Origin of the sequence: Mycobacterium sp. M26 (genome assembly GCF_001494595.1) — a bacterium.
In the GTDB taxonomy this organism is placed as follows: Bacteria; Actinomycetota; Actinomycetes; order Mycobacteriales; family Mycobacteriaceae; genus Mycobacterium.
The window spans coordinates 3,081,522-3,102,730 of the sequence record NZ_LN929908.1 but is presented as its reverse complement, the minus strand read 5'-3'; the positions used below and the strand labels follow the sequence as shown (position 1 = coordinate 3,102,730).

Below are 21,209 nucleotides of genomic sequence, written 5' to 3'. Positions count from 1 at the left end.
TGTGCCGAATCGCCTCGGTACGTCTATGGTTATCGGTGGTCGGGCACCAGGTATGGGGAATGGAGATCCGGCTTGGGTATTGGCGACTACCTCAGAATCGTCCGCCGCTATTGGTGGGTCACTGTGGTCGTCACCCTGATGGGTGGCGGTATCGGATATGCCCTTGCGGCGACCAGCGTTCCGATGTACGAGTCCACCGCCCGGTTGTTCGTGAGCACTCAGGGCGGCACGTCGGTCGGCGAGGCCTATCAGAACAACCTGTTCTCGCAGGAACGGGTGGTCTCCTACGCCGGGCTGGCCACCAGCGAACAGGTCGCCGCACGCGCGGCCAACCAGCTCAAGACCGGCATCTCGACGGATCAGCTGCGATCGCGGATTTCGGCGCACCCGGTGGACAAGACCGTGCTGCTCGACATCGCGGTACGCGACAAGGACCCGGCGACGGCACAGATGTACGCCAATGCCGTGTCCGATCAGCTTGTCGAGGTGATCAGTGAGCTGGAAACCTCACGGCGCGGCGGCAGCCCCGCGGCGGGAGCGGTCGTTGTCGATGACGCCACCTACCCGCAGCTGCCGGTCGGCCCCACCGTGCTGGCACAGATCCTGTTGGGCGTGGCCGGCGGTCTGGCGGCCGGCCTGGTCCTGACGATCGTGGTGGGTCTGCTGGACACCAAGCTACGGCGCAGTACAGCCGCCCAGGCCGCCACCGACTCGCTGGTGCTGGCGACCCTGCCCGCTGACCCCGGCCGCGCGACAGTCGACGTCGCCGACATCGACGCCGGGGGACCGTACGCCGATCGGCTGGCCGAGCTGTGCACGAATCTTCAGTTCGCGCGTACCGCTGAGGGTGGCAGGCCCCGCGTGCTCGCGGTCACCAGCGCCAACCGCGGCGAAGGCCGCACCACCGTGGTGATCGATCTGGCCGCCGCCTTGACCGGGTGCGGCCACCGGGTGGTCGTCGTCGACGGCGATCTGACCCATCCGGCCCTGGCCAAGCGCCTGGGGTTGACGGCCGAGCAGCAATCAGCCGCCCGTAGGCGGGGATTGAGCACGGTGCTGGCCGGCCATCACGACGTCTCGAAGGCGCTGATCGCCGACGCGGGTGGCCACCAGTTCGCTCTGGTCCCGGCTGGTCCGGTGCCCAAAGTCAGCAGCCGGTTGTGGCCGGCCGGCGATGCCGGGGAAGTGTTGGCCGCCCTGCGCGAGCAGTTCGACTACGTGCTCATCGACACCCCTCCGCTGTCGCTGGGGACCGAGGGCGCCTTCGTCGCCGGCTCGGGCGACGGGGCGCTCGTGGTTGTGCGACTGGGCCAGACCCGATTGCCCGCCCTGCGTCGCGCCATCGCGACACTGCGTGCCACCCACGCCGAGATCGTCGGCACGGTGGCGACATTCGAGGCCGGTCATCGCCGCGAGATCGCCCGGCACCGTAACCGTCTCAGGGACGCCGACCTCGCCCCGCAGGCCGCCGACACCGTCGAGGTACCCGCCGAGCCGGCGGCCCTGTCCCGAGTGGGTGACCGCGAGCCGTGACATTCGGCCTGCGTCGCAGCGCGATCCTCGTCCTGGTCGCGGCACTGGTCGGTGGCTGCACTCCACCGGGTCCTCCGGTGGCGCTGACACCACCGCCCAGCAGTGAGATCCGCGATCTGACAGCACCGTTCGCCGGTGCCGCCGAACTGCCCCCGCCCGATCTGCGCGATGACGGGCCAGGCTCCCTGGTGAGCGTGAAGCGATTCGGGGCCAATGCCGACCTCGACGAGGTGGACGCCACCGCCTTCCGGGTGGTGTACCGGTCGACATCAGAGACCGGGGAGCCGACTGAGGTCTCCGGCCTGGTCGCCATTCCGCCGGGACCACCGCCCAAAGCGGGGTGGCCGGTGGTGTCGTTCGGACACGGGACCTCGGGCGTGCTCAATCGCTGCGCGCCGACGATGTACGAGAACCTGCTCGGCAACGCGCCGATGATCGCCGCACTGGTGCAGAACGGCTTCCTCGTCGCGATGACCGACTACGAGGGCCTGGGTGTACCCGGCTTCACCCACCCATATCTGGATTCCCGGGTGTTCGGCCAGAACATGATCGACGCGGTACGCGCGGCCCGCCGCATCGATCCGCGGGCCGGCCGGCGGTGGGCCGCCTACGGGGTGTCACTGGGCGGCATGGCGGCGTGGGCGGCAGCCGACCAAGCAGGCCGTTACGGAGCCGGACTCTCCCTGGTGGGGACTGCCGCGCTGGTTCCGGTGGCGGATATGACGTTGCTTGCCGACGCCGCTGCCAACGGCTCGCTGACCCGCGAGCAGATGCCCCTACTGGCCTTCGCCCTGCAGGGAATGGCATGGTCGCACCCGGATTTCGACCTCGCCGACTACGTGTCGGGATACACCAGGGCGCACTGGGACGAGCTGCTCGACTGCACACCCACCGATCCGGGCCGCTACGCCAGCGTGGTCAACGGTATGCAAGCCACCGATCTACGGCCGGCGACCAGGGAGGCCACCGCGCGGCTGCGGGAGTTGTTGCGCCAGATGGCCTTACCGCAGCACCCGGCGACCGGACCGCTGCTGGTGCAGTTCGGCACCATGGATCCGCTCGTCAACGACGACTGGACCAAGACGGCGATCCGCAATGCCTGCGCGCAGGGCGACGTGGTGGATTTCGAGGAACGGATCGGTGAGGGGCACGCCGATCTGGACTCGAGCCGGTCGCTGCCGTGGGTCAAGGCCAGGTTCGACGGTCAGCGTCCGTTCAACGGGTGTGCGGGGCAACGATGATCGAACCTTCGGCGCCCCGGCTGCGCGACTACCTGACGATTCTGCGCGAGTCCTGGATGGTGCTCGTCGTGGCCACGATTCTGGCCGGAGCCGTCGGCTGGGGGGTGGCACAGACCCGGCAGCCGACCTACACCGGCCACGTCGCGGTGTTCGCCGCCGTGCCCGGCGCCGCCGAGCCCCGTAGTGCCTTCAGCGGGAGCCGTGATGCGCTGGCCCGCATGCAAGGCTATGCGGCACTTGCTGTTTCGCGGCAGGTGCTGGCCCGCGCGATCGCCGAGCGGGATCTGACCACCACGCCCAGCCTGCTGGCCGAACGTGTCAACGCCCAGGTGAACCCCGGATCGGTGGTTCTCGACGTGCGGGTCAGCGATCCGGACCCGCGGCAGGCCGCCACAACCGCGGACGCGATCGGGCGCAGCCTGGTGGCTGTGGCCGGTGAACTGGAATGGTCCGGCCAGGGGCCGACCGGTGCCCTGATCCCGCTGGGCAGCGCCGCAGTCGTCGAGGTCACACCGGCCGTCGGCCGCTACATCCTGCTGGGCGCGGTTCTCGGCGCCGTGCTGAGCTCGGTGCTGGTGCTCACCAGAGGAATCCGCAGTGCCACCGTGCTGACCGTGGGTCAGCTCGATCATGTGGTGCTCGACGCGATCGGAGAGGGTGCCCGATGAACCCGAAGACGTGGTGGCACACACCGATCTGGGTGGCCGCGATGCTCGCGATGGTGTCCTGCTCGGCGCTGCAGCACCCCCCGGCCCCGGCCCGTCCGGAGGTCGGTGCCATGGCCCTTCCCGGTGACTTCTCCGGTTCCGGACCCGGGACGCTGACGTCGGCCGTGACGATCCCGACCATCGACCGCCGGATCACCGCCGTATCGTCGACGGCCGCGCGCATCACCTACCGCTCGGAGTCCGGGATCGACGGCAGCAGCCAGTTGGTCTCGGGCACGGTCTTCGTGCCGCGCGGCACCCCGCCCGACGGTGGGTGGCCGGTCGTGGCTTTCGGCCACGGGTCCACCGGCGTGCAAAAGGATTGCGCACCGTCCCAGTCGCCAACCCTGCTCGGCACGTCCGAGGTGGTGGTGCCCCTGCTCAAAGGCGGCTATGTGGTCACGGTGTCGGATTTCCAGGGTCTCGGCCTCGACGGCACCTACCACCCGTACCTCGACGCCGGAACCGAGGGCCGCAACCTGATCGATTCGGTGCGTGCCGCACGCAAACTGGTCCCCGGAACATCGAACCGCTGGGTGGCCTTCGGCGGATCGCAGGGGGGCCAGGCCGCCTGGGCCGCGAACGAATTGGCCGCGAGCTACGGGTCGGGACTGGATCTGCTCGGGTCGGTCAGCCTGGTACCCGCCAGCGATCTGACCGGCTTGGCGGATGCGGCCGCGGCCGGCACGCTGACCGCCGACCAGGGACCGCTGCTGCAGTGGATTCTCTACGCGCTGGCCCAGGAGAATCCGCAACTCAACCTTGACGACTACCGCCGCGGCGTTGTCGCGCAGAACTGGGCGGTGCTGTCGTCCTGCTCGCCCGACACCGCCAGCCAGCGTGCCGAAGTCGCCCAGCGCATCACCGCCGACGACCTGCGGCCCTCGAGTCCGGCCGCCACCGACGCGCTGCGCGGCTATCTGGCAAAGATGAGCGTGCCGCAACAGCGCTCCACCGCGCCGATGCTCGTGATCTACGGCGGCCGTGACGAACTCATCTCACCGGCCTGGACCAAACAGGCACTCGACAAAACCTGCTCGATGGGCAGCACCGTGGAGTACTACCTGCAGCCCGACAAGGGGCACGGTGACATCGACGCGGCGGTGGCGTTCGACTGGATCCGCCAGCGGTTCGACGGCGACCCACCGCTGAACGCGTGCCCGCCACGCGCCGAGGAGCCGCAAGGACAGGACCGCCAATGACACTGCAGGACAAACTGATCGGTGCCCAAGCTCCACCTGTCGTGCCGCCGGTGGCACCGGCGCGGGCCCGGATCATGGGTCTGGACGGCCCGCGCGGTGTGGCCTGCGCGGCGGTGCTGGTGCTGCACGTCAACGCCCACTACTCGCCGCAGGTGATGGACGCCTTCAAGTTGCAGCTGCTCGGGCAGGCGCTGGTGTTCTTCTTCGCGCTCAGCGGCTTTCTGCTGTACCTGCCGTTCGTTCGCGCCATCCTGGCTGACCCCGGGACAGTGCGGGCACCCGACGCCCGGGTCTTCGGCGTGCACCGGGTGCTGCGGGTGTTCCCCGCCTACCTGACCATCTTCCTGATCACCAGCCTGGTGTTCGGGGCCGTCTACCTGGAGAACGTCGCGATCCAACCGCCCGGAACCGATTCCGGTACCGGGCGGATGACCGATCCGGTTGCCCTGCTTGCGAATCTGACTCTGCTGCAGAGCTATCTGCCGCAGTACTTCCAGACCGGGATCAACCCCTCCTGGTCGCTGTCGCTGGAGTTGGTGTTCTATCTCTGCCTGCCGATCTTTGGCGCCATCGCCCTGGCGCTGCGCCGACGGACCCGGCTGGCACCGCTCGCCGTGGCACTACTGGCGCCACTGACTCTGGTGGCGATCGGTGCGGTCGGCAAGGCGCTGGCGCCGCTGGTGCAGCAGCGGGTCGGCGTGTACGACCCGAATCTTGCGGAGTGGGGACCGAATTGGCTTGCGGTGTACAACCGCAGCTTCGTCTCGCTGGCTGACAACTTCGCCTTCGGGATGATCGCCGCCGTGCTATTCGCCGCGATCGCCTCGGGACTTCTCAGCGGGCATGTCGTGCGCCGGCTGCGGTGGTACTGCGTGCCCCTGCTGCTGACGGCGGCTGCCGCCAGCCTGCTGCTCATCGCCGTGCACTCGCACGTGTCGAGCACGGCGGTGGCACTGCTGTCCGGGCTGATGATCCTGTTCATCGTGGTACCGCTGGCCCGTGGTGAGCAGTCCCGCTTCGCCAGCGCACTGGACTGGGCTCCGCTGCGCTATGTCGGCGAGATCTCATTGTCGGTGTACCTCTGGCACTTTCCGGTGTTGCTGATGCTGGGCAGGTGGGGGCTGATGGCCGGTGACACCGTGCCGGGCATGCTGCGCAACGTCGCTGCGGTGCTGACGGTCAGCCTGGCACTGGCCGCGCTGACCCACCGCTTCGTGGAGAAGCCGGCGATGGCCGTGGCGAAGCGATACCGGCGATGAGGTGGACACGCCCGGTGGTGATCCTCGGTGCCCTGGTGGCCTCGCTGGTGCTCACGGCCGCCGGTGTGGTGGCCTACCGCACCGGTGCGCTCTGGATGCGGGGAGCCGGCGCAGGTGCGCCGGTCCCGGTGAGTTCGGCGACCCTCGGCGGGTCCGGCCCGGGCAGTCTGGTCAGTGCGATGACGATGCCGACCCTCACCGGCGCCCTCACCTCGCTGGGGGTGCACTCTGCGCGGGTGGTGTACCGCTCGACCGACGGTGACAGCGGCGACCCCACGGTCGTGTCGGGGACGGTGTTCGTTCCGAAAGGCACAGCACCCCAGGGGGGTTGGCCGGTGCTGGCGTTCGGGCACGGGACCACCGGGATTCAGGAACCCTGCGCGCCGTCGCTGTCGGACAATCTGCTCGGCCAGGCTCCGGTGGTGGCGGGATGGATCAAACTCGGCTTCGCGGTTGCGTTCGCCGACTATCAGGGCCTGGGTTCCCCCGGTCACCACCCGTACCTGGATGCCCGGACGGCGGGCCGCAACATCATCGACGCGGTCCGGGCTCTGCGCGCGACCTTCCCGGATGTCTCGAGTCATTTCGGCGCCTTCGGTGGCTCGCAGGGCGGCGGTGCGGTGTGGGCGGCCGACGAGCAGGTCGCCGAGTACGCACCGGAACTGACGCTGGTGGGTGCGGTGGCCTTATCGCCTGCTGCGGACATGGTCGGCCTGGTGGAGAAGGCGCAGCGCGGCACACTCACCACCGACCAGCGTCCGCTCCTGCAGTGGGTGCTGGCCTCGTTGGGCAGGCTGCATCCGCAGCTGAACCTCGACGACTTCCGCCACGGCGTGGCCGCGGCGAACTGGGATGCGCTGTCGGCCTGCGCGGGTGCACTGGTGCACACCAGGGCCGAGGTCGCCCCCGATATCGGTCCTTTCGACTTCGCGCCGAGTAGTCCGCGCGCCGCCGCGGTGCTCACCGGCCTGCTGCGCGAGTGGGCGCTGCCGCAGCGCCCGTTGGCGGCCCCGTTGTCGGTGGTGTACGGAACCGCGGACACCTATATCGATCCGGAGTGGACCACCCGCGCGATCGCGCAGGCGTGCGACCGGGGTGGCATGGTCGTGTGGCGTTTGGAGGACGGGAAAGGTCATGCCGATATTGACGCAGCCGATCAGATCTCCTGGCTCGTCGACCGTTTCCACGACAAGCCCGCGGCAAACGGGTGCGTCAATTAAGCCGCAACTCCCAATTCTGGGAATGCATTCCGAAATTTGTTGTGCACAAACCTGGGTGAATGCTGGGGATAGTTCACGACACAGTTTTTATCGTGCACTCCGCAAATAAGTGTGCGAAAGTATTCATTGCAACAATCGTCGCAAATTGGCGTGTGCTGGTCGGGGAGATCGGACAGGCGTCGCATGTCGATAGAGTCGACTCTCTTAGGAAAAGCCACGGCCAGGGTGTCGTGGCGGCAGGGGTATGTGTCCCGGTTGCGCAAAGTGGACGCGGTGGCCGTGATCACCGCGGTCTGTGCGGCGCAATGGCTGCGCTTCGATGTGGCGGCGGGGTGGGGAGATTCGTTCCAGTCGATCGATTACACGGTGGTGTCGGTGGCGCTGGTCGTTGCCTGGCTGGCGGCATTGTCGATCTACCGCAGCCGGTCGCCGCGGATCATCGGCGAAGGGGCAGAGGAGTATCGGCTGGTGCTGTCAGCGACGCTGGCGCTGTTCGGCGGCATTGCGATCGTGGCGATGCTGCTCAAACTGGACATCGCGCGCGGCTATCTCGCGATTGCACTGCCGCTGGGACTGACGTTCCTGCTGACCGGGCGCTGGGTGGTCCGGCGGTCGATCGCCAGGGGCAGAAAGAAATTCGGCCGCTATGCCACGCCGGTGGTGGCGATGGGACAGCTCGGTGCGGTGTGTGAGCTCGCCGAGTCGATGGCGCGGCAATCGGAATCGGGATACGTGGTGGTCGGCGTCTGTGTCCCCGAGGCCGCAGCCACCGACGCCGTCGATATCGAGTCGGTGGGGGTGGTGCCGGTGTACGCCGGTGGCGAACTCGTGCGGGCCGTCCAGGAGACCGGTGCCGACGCGGTGGCGGTGACCGCCACGGAGCGGTTGGGCGCCAGGGGAATCCGGGATCTTTCCTGGCAGCTGGAGAAGCATGATATCGACCTGTTGGTGTCACCCGGCATGGTCGATGTGGCCAGCCCCCGATTGCTGATGCGGCCGGTCGGCGGGCTGCTGCTGATCCACGTGGAAAAGCCGCGGTACAACGGCGCGAAAGGATTCGAGAAGCGATTGTTCGACATCGCGTTCTCGGTCGCGGTGTTGGTGTTGTCCTTGCCGCTGACGCTGCTGGTGGCGTTGCTCATCAAGGCCACCAGTTCGGGTCCGGTGTTCTACCTGTCCGAGCGAATTGGTCTGGATGGCAAACCTTTCCGGATGATCAAATTCCGGACCATGGTCAACGGCGCCGACCAGATGCTGGCTGAGCTCAGTGCACTGAACGAGAGTGACGGTGGCGTGCTGTTCAAGATCCGGCGTGACCCTCGGGTGACGCCGGTCGGCCGCGTGCTGCGCCGCTACAGCATCGACGAGATTCCGCAGTTCCTCAATGTGTTGCGCCGCGATATGAGCGTCGTGGGACCGCGTCCGCCGCTGCCCAGCGAGGTCGCCAGCTATGACGCCGAAGTGCGGCGCCGGCTTCTGGTGAGGCCCGGCATCACCGGTCTGTGGCAGGTCAGCGGTCGCTCCGATCTGCCGTGGGAAGTCTCGGTGCGTCTCGACATCAGCTATGTCGAAAACTGGTCGCTGATGGCCGATCTCATGATCGTCGTCAAGACGGTGCGCGCCATGCTGCGCGCCACCGGGGCGTATTGACCTCGGGACAGCAGAAGGCCGGCTGGGGCGGCGTGAAGGAGAAACGCGCCGCCGCAGCCGGCCGGTCTGCGGGTGCCGGGCCTAGTTGGCCGGCGGCAGCAGCACCGAGTCGATCAGGTACACCGTGGCGTTGGCGGTCTTGACACCGCCGCAGACCACGTTGGCACCGTTGACCGTGAGGTGGTTGCCCGAACCGGCGACCGTGAGATCCGCACCCTGAACCGTCTTGTGGGTGCCCACCACCGCCGACGGTGCGGCCTGACCCGGGACCACGTGGTAGGTCAGGATCGAGGTCAGCAGATCCGAGTTGGTCTTCAGCGTTTCGACAGTAGCCGGGTCGAGCTTGGCGAACGCCTCATCGGTCGGGGCGAACACCGTGAACTGACCACCGTTGAGGGTGTCCACCAGGTTTACGTTCGGGTTGAGCTTGCCGGACACCGCTGCGGTCAGGGTGGTCAGCAGCGGATTGTTCGACGCCGCAACGGCAACCGGTGAGACCGCCATTCCGGCGACCGAGCCCGGGCCGGTCGGGACCTGCTGCGCGTAGGCGGCGCAGCCGGGGCCGACCAGGTTGGCACCCGGATCGTCAGCCAGGGCGGCGGGAGCCAGGGCCACCGAGAGACCCATCACGGCGGCCGCCGTCACACCCGCCAGGGAGGCGGTCTTCTTGTACACCTTCATCGATGTTTCCTTTCGTGTTGCGTTGCGCTGGAAGAGGTTCAGCGCTGATGGGGGAGCCGGCGCGGGATCGCCGACATTGCCGGGGAACGGCGATCCCGCAGCCGGCTCATGTAGGGAGTTACTGGGCGGGCGGGGTGAGCACCGTGTCGATCAGGTAGACGGTTGCGTTGGCCGTCTGGACACCGCCGCAGACGACGTTGGCATCGTTGACCTTCAGGTTCTCGCCGGAGCCGGTCACGGTGACCGTCGCGCCCTGCACGGTCTTGTGCTCACCGACCACCTGAGCGGGGCTGGCCTGAGCCGGGACCACGTGGTAGGTCAGGATCGAGGTCAGCAGATCGGAGTCGGTCTTCAGCTTCTCGACGGTCGCCGGGTCGAGCTTGGCGAACGCGTCATCGGTCGGAGCGAACACGGTGAACTGACCGCTGTCGAGGGTCTGCACCAGGTTGACGTTCGGGTTCAGCTTGCCCGACAGCGCCGAGGTCAGGGTCTTGAGCAACGGGTTGTTGCTCGCTGCCACCGTCACCGGGTCCTTGGCCATGCCGGCCACCGAACCGGGTCCGGTCGGAACCTGCTCGGCGTAGCTGGCGCAGCCCGGTCCGACCAGCGTGCCCGCCGGAGCGGCCGCGGCCGAGGTGGTGGTCGTGGTCGAGGTGGTGGCCGCCTCGGTGCTGGTCGATTCCGCTGTGGTGGTGCTGCTCGATGAGCAGCCCGCGAAGAGTACGGCGGCTGCGGTCAGCCCGGCTGCGGTCAGTGCGGTGCGGTGAAATCCCATGAGTGACTCCCTTGTCGTATCTGGTTCCGGCGGACCGACCACGTCTTGATCGGCTTTACGCAAGGGATTCGGTGTGCACTGCATCACGGACGGGTCACGGATGGCTGGGTCACAAACGCGTCATAACTCCTGGACCCGGGGGTGGCTTAGTGCCGCAACAGGGCCGGCAGCCGCATCCGGCTGCGCACCAGCAGCACCACCTGGGCGATCCCGATGCCGACCAGAACCGAGGCGAGCACCCCGGCCAGTGGGCTGGTGAACAACGGGTACACCTGGAAATGGGTGAGGTAGATGTACAGCGATGCCTCGGCGACGATCCCGGCCACCGTCGTCAATGCGGTGGGTACCGGCAGTGCCGGCACCCACACCAGCAGCAGCAGTCCGGCGGCCACCAGCAGTTCACGGTGGCCATTGCCGAAGTACCCCGCGACGGACACCGCGATGACCGCACTGACCGCCACCCGCTGCACGGTTGTGGAGGACTTCGCCGCGGCCCACCCGGCGGCGAAGAACCAGAACGCGAGCACGGTGAACCAGGCGTCGCGCCCCAGCCCCAGACCGGGCAGGTCGTAGCGCAGTGCCAGTCCCAGCGCCAGGAACGCCGCAGCGAAGCCGAACGGGTACCGGCGCTCCCATCGGTCGCTGATGGGAAGCCAGCACACCGCCGTCAGCGCGACCAGCGTCCACACCAGAACCTCGACGAACCACAGCCGTCCGGCGGTCATGCTGTCCTCGGGCCCCAGAACCTTCTGCAGCAGAAGCAGGTTGGTCGCCGCATAGTCGTTGGTGATCAGCAGAGCGATCGCCACCCAGATGATCGACGGAACAGCGATCCAGGCGATCGTGCTGACCAGGTGGCGGACCCGGCGTCGGCGGGGCGGGGCGGCCAGGCAGAACCGGGCGAAGTTGTAACCGGCGACACCGAGCAGGATGTGGGCTCCACCCCACAGTTCGAAGAGCCCCGCATGCGAGCCGACGATGAGCACGATCGCTACCGCGCGCAGGGCCACGCTGGTTTCCAGGGCGGCGGCCCAGCGTGAGCCGGTCGCCGGTTCCAGACCCTCCAACTCGGCGATGGACCGGTCCTGCCAGTTCGGTGGCAGCCGGCCCAGCAGGCGCTCCAACTGGATGGACACCGCCACATAGGACAGGGAGTTACCGCCCAGGCTCACGAAGCTGCTCTGCGGTGTCACCGTGTCGGCGTCGAGTTGAAGGACGTCGGCGAACAGCAGGCGCAGGTCGGTGGCAGGGTCGGGCTCGGGATCGCGGGCCAGGTCGCGCAGCGCCGGATAGTCCGGCTTGCCGGACGGCAGCACCGGCAGCTCGGTCATCGGCATCGCCCGCACGGCGGCCACCGGCAGACCGGCCGCGGTTGCGGTGCGGCGTTGCAGGTCGGCTGCGTCGACCGGGCCGGCTGCCGCCACCACCAGGCGGCCGTCGGCCTCCGTGCACATCGTCGCGACACCGGGCGCGTGCACCGCGGATTCGAGCCGCTGCAGGTCGATACGCAGCCCGTAGAGCTTGACGAACCTGCTGAGCCGGCCCACGACCTGATAGATGCCGTCCCCGAGATGGCGGGCCACGTCCCCGGTGTGCAGCGCGTCGAGTGCCGGTCCGGCCGCCAGGTCGGCCGGGCTGTGCGCGTAGCCCATCATCACGTTGGGGCCGTGGTAGACCAGTTCGCCGACGTCCGGCTCGGCCCAGCCTGCCAGCGGCGCCAGCGTGAACGAGCCGCCCGGGATGGGGCGGCCGATCGCCTCCGGGTGCGTGTCGGCCAGGGTGGGCGGCAGATACGCCATCCGCGCGGTGGCTTCGGTGGCCCCGTACATCACGACGAAGTCGAAACCCTTGAGCTGACCCAGTTGCGCGTAGCGGCGCACCGAGTCCGGATGCATCCGGCCGCCCGCCTGGGTGAGGTAGCGCAGGTGCGGAAGGTCCATCGTGTCGAAGCCGACCCGGTCGAGCAGGTCGAAGGTGTACGGGACGCCGGCGAAGCTGGTCGCGCGGTGGTGCCGGATCAGGGTCCAGAAGTCGTCGTCGGTGACGGACTGCTCGGTGAGGATCAGGGCCGCGCCCTGTCGCAGATGGCTGTGGATCACCGACAGCCCGTAGCAGTACGACATCGGCAATGTGGTTGCGGCGCGGTCGTTCTCGGTGATGTCCAGGTACTCGGCGATGGCCTCGGCATTGGAGACCAGGTTGCTCGCGGACAGCCGCACCAGCTTCGGGGAGCCGGTACTGCCCGAGGTGCTCAGCAGCAGGGCGAGGTCGGGGTGCAGCCGGTGGCGGCTGTGGCGGCGGCGGTGCCGGATCGCCGCGGTCGCGTCGATGACGATGTCGGGGTTGTAGGTGTCGACGAGTTCGCGGTGCGTGCCGCCGGGTGAGACCGGAAGTGCGACATGGCCGCCCGCCAGGGTGGCGAGGTAGGCGACCAGCGCGGGAATGGTGTTGCTGACTTCCAGCATGACGAGTTTGCGTTCGACGCCCAGGGCGGCGGTGACGGCGGCGGTGCGCTGTGCCAGTTCGGTGTAGGTGAGGGTTTCGTCGGCGGTGGCGACGGCGAGACGATCGGCGAAGCCGGCCATCAGGTCGATGAGATCACGCACCGCTGCCTTTCAAGATCACTGGTCGTCCCACGATATCGATGCTGACCTTGGCGTGCAGGTCGGGACATCCGAAGCTGTGCTGGCGCACGGTCAGGAGCTCGCTGCCGGCACTGGGCTCGATGGTGAGAAGCACGTCCGGGCCCAGGAACTCGGTGTCCACGACAGTGCCGACGGCATCGGCCATCGCATCGGACAACTCGGTGGCGTACAGCTGCTCGGGGCGCAGCATGATCGTCACCGGGCCGTCCGGATGTCCTTCGGCGCCAAGGCGTCCCAGGGCACACTCGACGACGCCGTCGCGCACGGTGCCGGGCAGGAACACCGTGTCGCCGAGGAACTCGGCGGTGAACCGGTCGGCCGGGTTCAGGTACAGCTCGCGCGGTGACCCCACCTGGGTGAAGCGGCCACCGCGCAGCACGGCCACCTGATCGGCGACCGACAAGGCCTCCTCCTGGTCGTGGGTCACCAGCAGGGTGGTCACGCCGGCCTCGGACAGGGTGTGCGCCACGGCTTTCCGGGTGGCCGCCCGCAGTCCGGTGTCCAGTGAGCTGAACGGCTCGTCGAGCAGCATGACGGCCGGCCGGCGGGCCAGCGCCCGGGCCAGTGCCACCCGCTGCTGCTGACCGCCGGACAGTTCGCTGGGCCGCCGCGCCAGCAGGTGCTCGTCCAGCGACACCATCGCCAGCAGGTGGGTCACCTGATCGCGGACCGCCGGCGTGCGCAGCCCGCCCTTGAGTCCGTAGGCGATGTTCTGGCCCACGGTCAGATGCGGGAACAGGGCGCCGTCCTGGGCGACGTAACCGACCGAGCGCTGGTGTGGCGGAACGCAACCCCGCGGTCCGGCCACCTCGCGCCCGGCGATCGAGACCGTGCCCGCGTCGGGTGTCTCGAACCCGGCGATGATCCGCAGCAGCGTGGTCTTCCCGCAACCGGACGGGCCGACGACCGCGGTGATGCTGCCCTCGGCGATGTCCAGATCCAGGTCGGTCAGCACCGGGTGATCGAAAGCCTTTGTCAGCGAACGTATCTGGAGCTGGCTCATAGTGCGGCCACTTTCGCCGACTGCCGGACCAGCAGCATGGTGACCGGCAGGGCCAGCAGCACCATCAGCGCGGCGTAGGGGGCGGCCGCGGCGTAGTCGAGTTCACTGGCCAGCGACCAGAACCGCATCGACAGCGTGCGGGTCCCGGTCGGCGCCAGCAGCAGGGTCGCGGTCAATTCGGTGGCCACCGCCACGAACACCATGGCCGCACCGGAGGCCGCGGCGGGCGCAGTGAGCCGCGCGGTGACGCGGGTGAAGGTGAGTGCCGGTGAGGTGCCCAGCGTCGAGGACGCCTCCTCCAGGCCGACCGGCACCTGCGCCAGCCCGGCCCGCACGCTCACCAGCGCGCGCGGGATGAACATCAGCACGTAGGCGCACAACAGCAGCAGAACCGTCTGGTAGAGCGGGGGAGTGAGGCGGATGGCGACGGTGACCAACGCCAGCGCGGTGACGATGCCGGGCAGGGAACTGGTGATGAAGTTGGCGCCCTCGACGAAGCGGGCCAGCGGGCCGCGGGTGCGCACGGCGACCCACGCGACCGGATACGCCAGCGCGGTGGCGGCCAGCGCACCCGCGGTCGCCAGACCGAGAGTCTGACCCAGCGCCGTTCCGATGTCGGCGGCATCCCACACCGCGGCGCCACCGATTCGCAGCCAGCGCAGGATCGTCCAGGCGGGCACCCCGACCGAGAGTGCGGCCACCGCGATGAGGAACGCCGTGGCTACCGGCCGCATAGTCTCGAGCCGCACCGGTGCGACCGGGCGCGGCGATCCCGAACCGACGCGGGCGAATTGGGCCCGACCGCGGGCGGCGGCTTCGCCGACCAGCAGCACGAGGCACAGCAGCACTAGCACGCCGGCGAGCATCGAACCCGCGGCACCGTCGAACGTCGCCTGGAACTGTTCGAAGATCGCCGTGGTGAACGTGGTGAACCGCAGCATCGCGAACGCGCCGTACTCGGCGAGCAGGTGCACGCTGATCAGCAGTCCGCCGCCGAGGATCGCCAACCGCAACTGCGGCACGATCACCCGGAGGAACACCGCAGCCGACCCCGATCCCAGCGACCGGGCCGATTCCTCCAGCGCCGGATCGAGCCGCTTGAGCGTCGCGGCCGCGGGCAGGTAGACGAACGGGAAGTACGACAGCGTGGTCACCAGGACCGCACCGGTGAAGCCGTGCAACCCCGGTGCCACACCCACCCAGGCGTAGGAGTTGACGAACGCCGGAATTGCCAACGGCGCCACCAGAAGCGGGCGCCACAACGCGCGGCCCGCCACGTCCGTGCGTTCCACCAGCCAGGCCGCGCCGACCCCGATCACCACGCACAACGGCACCGTGACCACGACCAAACCGACTGTGTTGAACAGCAATTCGGCGACCCGGGGTCGCAGGATCAGTTCGGCCGCCCGCGCCGGTCCGGTGCTGACGAACGCCCACGCCACGTACCCCAGGGGAATGAACGTCACCACCACCAGGCCCGCGACGACCGCGGCGATCAGCGGTCCGGGCCGGCGTCGGCCTCCGGATCGATCGACCGCCTGGGTCGGTGGGGCGTGTACGACGGTCACCTACAACAGGCCCGCCTGCGTCATCAGGTCCGACACCTGCTGGGGCTGCAGCGCCGACGGGTCCACCCGGGGCGGGTCGAGCTGGTCGAGCGGTTTGAGTGCGGGGTTGGCGGGCACGCCGCTGGCCACCGGATACTCCATCGACGTCCCGTTCTCCAGAATCTGCTGGCCGGCCTTGCTGGTGACGAATTCCAGGAAGCGCTGGGCCTTGTCCTGCTTCTTGCTGGATTTCAGCACGCCGGCGCCGGACAGGCTGAGGAATGCCCCGGGATCCTGGTTGCCGAAGTAGTGCAGCGCGGTGTTGCCGCTCATCTCCTTGGTCTTGGCCTGATCGCGATACCAGTAGTAGTGGTAGATGATCCCGCCGGCGACCTCGCCGCTGTTGACCGCGCGCAGGGTGGCGATGTTGTCGGAGTACAGCACCGCGTTGGTCTTCATGCCGGTCAGCCACTGGGAGGTGACCGCAGGCCCCTTCAGCTCGAGCAGCGCGGCGACGATGGCCTGGAAGTCGGCTTTCGGCGGCGGCGCGCCCCAGCGGCCCTTCCACTCCGGCTTCTCCAGATCCAGCAGCGATTTCGGCAGCTGGTCGGCGGGCAGCTTGGACGGGTTGTAGACGAATACCGTGCTGCGCGCGGCCACCCCGGTCCAGGCATTGCTGGCCGGCCGGAACTGGGCAGGCACGTTGGCGATCACCGCGGCGTCCACCGGCGCGAACAGACCGGCCCGTTCGACGGCGGCCATCGCCGGGGAGTTCTCGGTGAGGAAGACGTCGGCGGGGGAGTTGGTGCCCTCGGCGATCAGCTGGTTGCCGAGTTCGGTGTCACCGCCCTGACGGTAAGTCACCTTGATCCCGGTTTCCTTGGTGAACGCCTCGATCCATTCCTTGGTCAGCGACTCGTGCTGGGCGTTGTAGACGAGTAGCTCGTCACCGCCGCCGGAGGAGGAGCAGGCCGTACCCGCCGCGGCCAGCACCGCACTGACCACCAGCGCTGCGGCCACCCGCACGGAGTTCCAGCACCGGCGCATCCTCGCCCCTTCCTACGGTCCATAAGGATTGGCTAACCATATAACCACCCGCTCCGGAAGCCCAGGCGCCCGCCCCACCGGCCAGGATGCCCGCGAGCAGACACAAAATCGCATCAATACGCCCCCAACCGTGCGAGTTCGCGTCTGCTCGCGAGGGGAACCGGGGCGGCAGACGGCACAGTGGGACATCGCCGCCGGAGGCGGCACAATGGGACGGTGAACTCCGCAGACCGCCTCCGGGTCCTGATCCTGGGCAGCACCGGTTCGATCGGCACCCAGGCGCTGGAGGTCATCGCCGAGAACCCGGATCGCTTCGAGGTGGTGGGCCTGGCCGCCGGCGGCGGTAACCCCGACCTGCTGGCCCGCCAGCGTGCCGAGACCCAGGTGGCCAATATCGCTGTCGCCAACCCCGAGGCCGCCGAGAAAGTCGGCGACGTGCCCTACAGCGGGCCCGACGCCGTCACCCGCTTGGTGCAGGACACCGAGGCCGACGTCGTCCTCAACGCCCTGGTGGGCGCACTGGGCCTGGAGCCGACGCTGGCCGCGCTGCACAGCGGCGCACGCCTGGCGCTGGCCAACAAGGAGTCGCTGGTCGCCGGTGGCCCGCTGGTGTTGCGCGCCGCAGCGCCCGGCCAGATCGTGCCGGTGGACTCCGAGCACTCCGCGTTGGCCCAGTGCCTGCGCTCCGGACGTCCCGAGGAGGTGGCCCGGCTGGTGCTGACCGCCTCGGGCGGGCCGTTCCGCGGCTGGGCCGCCGCCGACCTGGAGTCCGTCACACCCGAGCAGGCCGGGGCACATCCCACCTGGAACATGGGCCCGATGAACACGCTGAACTCTGCATCGCTGGTCAACAAGGGCCTGGAACTGATCGAGACGCACCTGTTGTTCGGCATCCCCTACGACCGCATCGACGTGGTGGTCCACCCGCAGTCGATCGTGCACTCGATGGTGACGTTCACCGACGGCTCCACCATCGCCCAGGCCAGCCCGCCGGATATGAAGTTGCCGATCTCGCTGGCGCTGGGCTGGCCCGACCGGGTTGCCGGGGCCGCCGCGGCCTGCGACTTCAGCACCGCCTCCACCTGGGAGTTCGAACCCCTGGATGCCGCCGTGTTCCCGGCCGTCGACCTGGCCCGGCATGCCGGGCAGACCGGTGGCTGCATGACGGCGGTCTACAACGCCGCCAACGAAGAGGCCGCCGAGGCCTTCCTGAACGGCCAGATCGGGTTCCCGGCGATTGTGCGAACAATCGCTGACGTCCTGCACGCCGCCGACCAGTGGGCTGCCGAACCGGCTACCGTGGAAGAAGTACTGGACGCGCAGCAGTGGGCCCGGCAACGCGCCCGTGCCGCCGTCACACAGGAGGTCGCGTCAATCCGATGATGTTCGCTCTCGGCATCGTGCTGTTCGCCCTCGCCATCCTCGTCTCGGTGGCGTTGCACGAGTGCGGTCACATGTGGGTGGCGCGCGCCACCGGGATGAAGGTGCGCCGCTACTTCGTGGGCTTCGGCCCCACCCTGTGGTCGACCCTGCGACCCAACCGGCTCGGCTACACCGAATACGGCGTCAAGGCGGTCCCGGCCGGCGGCTTCTGCGATATCGCGGGCATGACCTCGGTGGAGGAACTGGCCCCCGAAGACGAGCCGTACGCGATGTACAAGCAGAAGACCTGGAAGCGGGTCGCGGTGCTGTTCGCCGGCCCCGGGATGAACTTCCTGATCGGCCTGGTCCTGATCTACGCGATCGCGGTGATCTGGGGCCTGCCCAACCTGCATCCGCCGACCAAGGCCATTGTGGGTGAAACCGCCTGTGTGGCAGCCGAAGTCACCAAGGGCGAGCTGGAGCCGTGCACCGGCGCCGGCCCGGCCGCGATGGCTGGCATCAAGCCCGGCGACGCCGTCGTCAAGGTCGGCGACACCGAGGTCAAGAACTTCGACGAGATGGTCACCGCGGTCCGCAAGGCCTCCGGCCCCACCCCGTTCGTGGTGCAGCGCACCCAGAACGGTGACACCTACGAGTTCACCACCAACGTCGACGTCGCTGCGACCCAGCGCTGGACCACCAAGGACGGCAGCACCGAGGCCGCCCCGACCAACGTCGGCGCCGTCGGCATCAGCGCCGCCAATGTCGGCCCGACGCAGTACAACCCGCTGTCGGCGGTTCCTGCCACCTTCGCCTTCACCGGTGACCTCGCCGTCGAACTCGGCAAGTCGCTGGCGGCCATCCCGACCAAGGTGGGTGCACTGGTGCACGCCATCGGCGGCGGTGAACGTGACCCCGAAACCCCGATCAGCGTGGTCGGTGCCAGCATCATCGGCGGCGACACCGTGGATCACGGACTGTGGGTGGCGTTCTGGTTCTTCCTGGCCCAGCTGAACTTCGTGCTGGGCGCGATCAACCTGGTGCCGCTGCTGCCCTTCGACGGCGGCCACATCGCGATCGCCTTCTTCGAGAAGATCCGCAACATGATCCGATCGGCCCGCGGCAAGGTCGCCGCGGCGCCGGTCAACTACCTGAAGCTGATGCCCGCCACCTACGTGATCCTCGTCGTGGTGGTCGGCTACATGCTCTTGACCGTGACCGCCGACCTGGTCAATCCGATCAGGTTGTTCCAGTAGGAGAACCCACGTGACTTCCATCGGCCTGGGGATGCCCCCCGCACCGCCGCCCGTACTCGCTCCTCGCCGCAAGACCCGCCAGCTCATGGTGCGCAATGTCGGTGTGGGCAGCGATCACCCGATCTCGGTGCAGTCGATGTGCACCACCAAGACCCACGACATCAACGCGACGCTGCAGCAGATCGCCGAACTCACCGCGGCCGGCTGCGACATCGTCCGGGTGGCGTGTCCCCGCCAGGAGGACGCCGACGCGCTTCCGGCCATCGCCAAGAAGAGCCAGATCCCGGTGATCGCCGACATCCACTTCCAGCCCAAGTACATCTTCGCCGCCATCGACGCCGGCTGTGCGGCAGTGCGCGTCAACCCCGGCAACATCAAGGAGTTCGACGGCCGGGTCGGCGAGGTGGCCAAAGCCGCTGGGGCAGCGGGCATTCCGATCCGCATCGGCGTCAACGCCGGCTCGCTGGACAAGCGCTTCCTGGAGAAGTACGGCAAGGCCACCCCGGAGGCGCTCGTCGAGTCCGCGATGTGGGAGGCCTCGCTGTTCGAGGAGCACGGCTTCGGCGACATCAAGATCAGCGTCAAGCACAACGACCCCGTCGTGATGGTGGCGGCCTACCGGTTGCTGGCCGAGAAGACCGACTACCCGCTGCATCTCGGCGTGACCGAGGCCGGCCCGGCCTTCCAGGGCACCATCAAGTCCGCGGTGGCCTTCGGTGCGCTGTTGTCCGACGGCATCGGCGACACCATCCGGGTGTCGCTGTCGGCTCCGCCGGTCGAAGAGGTCAAGGTCGGCACCCAGATCCTGGAGTCGCTCAACCTGCGGCCGCGCGGCCTGGAGATCGTGTCCTGCCCGTCCTGCGGGCGTGCCCAGGTCGACGTCTACTCCCTGGCCAACGAGGTGTCGGCCGGTCTGGACGGGCTCGACGTGCCGCTGCGAGTGGCGGTCATGGGCTGCGTGGTCAACGGTCCGGGCGAGGCGCGCGAGGCCGACCTCGGGGTGGCCTCCGGCAACGGCAAGGGTCAGATCTTCGTCAAGGGTGAGGTCATCAAGACCGTGCCCGAGGCGCAGATCGTCGAGACGTTGATCGAAGAGGCGATGCGACTTGCTGAAGAACAGCGCGGCACGGATACATCTGCCAGCGGTTCACCGGTGGTGACCGTAAGCTGAGCGCGTAAACCGCGCAGCGGCTTTCACACCCCGCAGAAAGTAAGCCCATGTCGGCTCCGCCACTGTTCCGCCTGGTCGATGAACGACGGGTGTCGGTGGCTCGCGATGCCGCTGCGGTGGGCCGGGTGCTGGCCGACGATCCGGTCGGCTCGTGCATGGTGGCCGCCCGCGTCGCCGAGCACGGTGTCGATCCGCAGGCCATCGGCGGGGAACTCTGGACGCGCAGGCGTGCCGAGGAATCGCTGTGTTACGCCGGAGCCAACCTGATCCCGCTGCGCGGCTCGCAGTCTGACTTGTTCGCGTTCGCCGACAAGGCGATGAGCACCGCGCGGCGCTGCTCATCCTTGGTGGGCCGGGCGGAACTCGTGCTACCGATGTGGGACCGGCTGCAGCACGCCTGGGGTCCCGCGCGCGACGTACGCGACCGCCAGCCGTTGATGGCCATCGGCGGGCGGCCGGCCTGTGCCATTGACCCGGCGGTGCGCCGGGTGCGGGTCGACGAACTCGACGCCTACTTGGTGGCCGCGATCGACATGTTCATCGGCGAGGTCGGTATCGATCCCCGGATCGGTGACGGCGGCCGCGGGTATCGCCGCCGGGTCGCCTCGCTGATCGCGGCGGGACGCGCGTTCGCCCGATTCGAGCACGGCCAGGTGGTGTTCAAGGCCGAGGTGGGCTCGCAGTCGCCGGTGGTGGGCCAGATCCAGGGGGTCTGGGTGCATCCGGAGTACCGCGGCCGCGGGCTCGGCACCGCCGGCACCGCGGCGGTCGCCGCCTCGGTGGTGGACAGCGGGCGGATCGCCAGCCTGTACGTCAACAACTTCAACACCGTGGCCCGTGCGGCCTACGCCCGGGTGGGTTTCGCCGAGGTCGGGATGTTCGCGACCGTCCTGCTCGACTGATCCAACGT

At 68.6% G+C, this 21,209-nt stretch carries 17 protein-coding genes; 11 read left to right on the top strand and 6 right to left on the bottom strand.

The window, feature by feature from the left end; genetic code table 11:
- Positions 1-72 precede the first annotated feature (72 nt).
- The 7 genes from BN3385_RS24145 (at position 73) to BN3385_RS24115 (ending at position 8,812) form a co-directional block, all read left to right on the top strand.
- Positions 73-1,533, top strand: coding sequence for a tyrosine-protein kinase domain-containing protein (locus BN3385_RS24145; protein WP_197415262.1), 1,461 nt, complete (start codon positions 73-75; stop codon positions 1,531-1,533).
- Positions 1,530-2,774 (top strand): lipase family protein, encoded by a 1,245-nt coding sequence (locus tag BN3385_RS24140; protein WP_059020678.1) that lies wholly within the window; start codon positions 1,530-1,532, stop codon positions 2,772-2,774. Before BN3385_RS24145 ends, BN3385_RS24140 begins: the two co-directional genes overlap by 4 nt.
- On the top strand, positions 2,771-3,442 hold the full coding sequence (locus BN3385_RS24135; RefSeq protein ID WP_059020676.1) for a YveK family protein: 672 nt from the start codon (positions 2,771-2,773) through the stop codon (positions 3,440-3,442). Before BN3385_RS24140 ends, BN3385_RS24135 begins: the two co-directional genes overlap by 4 nt.
- The gene (locus tag BN3385_RS24130; protein WP_231748806.1) at positions 3,439-4,683 is read left to right on the top strand and encodes a lipase family protein; all 1,245 of its coding nucleotides are present in this window, start codon (positions 3,439-3,441) and stop codon (positions 4,681-4,683) included. Before BN3385_RS24135 ends, BN3385_RS24130 begins: the two co-directional genes overlap by 4 nt.
- Complete coding sequence (locus BN3385_RS24125) at positions 4,680-5,942, top strand: acyltransferase family protein (protein ID WP_059020674.1); 1,263 nt, start codon at positions 4,680-4,682, stop codon at positions 5,940-5,942. The genes BN3385_RS24130 and BN3385_RS24125 overlap by 4 nt, the downstream gene beginning before the upstream one ends.
- Positions 5,939-7,162 carry a lipase family protein gene (locus BN3385_RS24120; protein ID WP_059020671.1) on the top strand — a complete coding sequence of 408 codons (1,224 nt, stop codon included), beginning with the start codon at positions 5,939-5,941 and terminating at the stop codon, positions 7,160-7,162. The genes BN3385_RS24125 and BN3385_RS24120 overlap by 4 nt, the downstream gene beginning before the upstream one ends.
- Before the next feature lie 183 nt (positions 7,163-7,345).
- Positions 7,346-8,812, top strand: coding sequence for a sugar transferase (locus tag BN3385_RS24115; protein WP_059020670.1), 1,467 nt, complete (start codon positions 7,346-7,348; stop codon positions 8,810-8,812).
- A gap of 81 nt (positions 8,813-8,893) precedes the next feature.
- On the opposite strand, the gene BN3385_RS24110 is transcribed toward BN3385_RS24115, so the two are convergent.
- The 6 genes from BN3385_RS24110 to BN3385_RS24085 all read right to left on the bottom strand — a co-directional run bounded on the left by BN3385_RS24110 (position 8,894) and on the right by BN3385_RS24085 (position 16,510).
- Positions 8,894-9,493: a fasciclin domain-containing protein gene (locus BN3385_RS24110; protein ID WP_059020668.1), complete on the bottom strand. Its 600-nt coding sequence runs from the start codon at positions 9,491-9,493 to the stop codon at positions 8,894-8,896.
- A gap of 118 nt (positions 9,494-9,611) precedes the next feature.
- Complete coding sequence (locus BN3385_RS24105; protein ID WP_059020666.1) at positions 9,612-10,268, bottom strand: fasciclin domain-containing protein; 657 nt, start codon at positions 10,266-10,268, stop codon at positions 9,612-9,614.
- A 146-nt stretch (positions 10,269-10,414) separates the two neighbouring features.
- Positions 10,415-12,874 carry a non-ribosomal peptide synthetase gene (locus BN3385_RS24100; RefSeq protein ID WP_502688090.1) on the bottom strand — a complete coding sequence of 820 codons (2,460 nt, stop codon included), beginning with the start codon at positions 12,872-12,874 and terminating at the stop codon, positions 10,415-10,417.
- Positions 12,867-13,916 (bottom strand): ABC transporter ATP-binding protein, encoded by a 1,050-nt coding sequence (locus BN3385_RS24095; RefSeq protein WP_059020664.1) that lies wholly within the window; start codon positions 13,914-13,916, stop codon positions 12,867-12,869. Before BN3385_RS24095 ends, BN3385_RS24100 begins: the two co-directional genes overlap by 8 nt.
- Entirely contained in the window at positions 13,913-15,484 is a 1,572-nt protein-coding gene (locus BN3385_RS24090) for an ABC transporter permease (protein ID WP_059020661.1), read from the bottom strand. Before BN3385_RS24090 ends, BN3385_RS24095 begins: the two co-directional genes overlap by 4 nt.
- Positions 15,485-16,510, bottom strand: coding sequence for an iron ABC transporter substrate-binding protein (locus BN3385_RS24085; RefSeq protein ID WP_059020659.1), 1,026 nt, complete (start codon positions 16,508-16,510; stop codon positions 15,485-15,487).
- A gap of 180 nt (positions 16,511-16,690) precedes the next feature.
- Between BN3385_RS24085 and dxr the strand changes: the two genes are divergently transcribed.
- Genes dxr through BN3385_RS24065 form a run of 4 tightly spaced genes read left to right on the top strand, consistent with a single transcriptional unit; the run spans position 16,691 to position 21,201 of the window.
- Positions 16,691-17,893, top strand: a complete 1,203-nt coding sequence (gene dxr, locus BN3385_RS24080; RefSeq protein WP_082690620.1) for a 1-deoxy-D-xylulose-5-phosphate reductoisomerase — start codon at positions 16,691-16,693, stop codon at positions 17,891-17,893.
- A complete protein-coding gene (locus tag BN3385_RS24075; protein ID WP_059020655.1) occupies positions 17,890-19,128 on the top strand; it encodes a M50 family metallopeptidase in 1,239 nt (412 codons plus the stop codon). Before dxr ends, BN3385_RS24075 begins: the two co-directional genes overlap by 4 nt.
- 31 nt (positions 19,129-19,159) lie before the next feature.
- Positions 19,160-20,299 (top strand): flavodoxin-dependent (E)-4-hydroxy-3-methylbut-2-enyl-diphosphate synthase, encoded by a 1,140-nt coding sequence (ispG, locus tag BN3385_RS24070; RefSeq protein ID WP_059022376.1) that lies wholly within the window; start codon positions 19,160-19,162, stop codon positions 20,297-20,299.
- 47 nt (positions 20,300-20,346) lie between these two features.
- Positions 20,347-21,201 carry a GNAT family N-acetyltransferase gene (locus tag BN3385_RS24065; RefSeq protein ID WP_059020653.1) on the top strand — a complete coding sequence of 285 codons (855 nt, stop codon included), beginning with the start codon at positions 20,347-20,349 and terminating at the stop codon, positions 21,199-21,201.
- Positions 21,202-21,209: the final 8 nt, after the last annotated feature.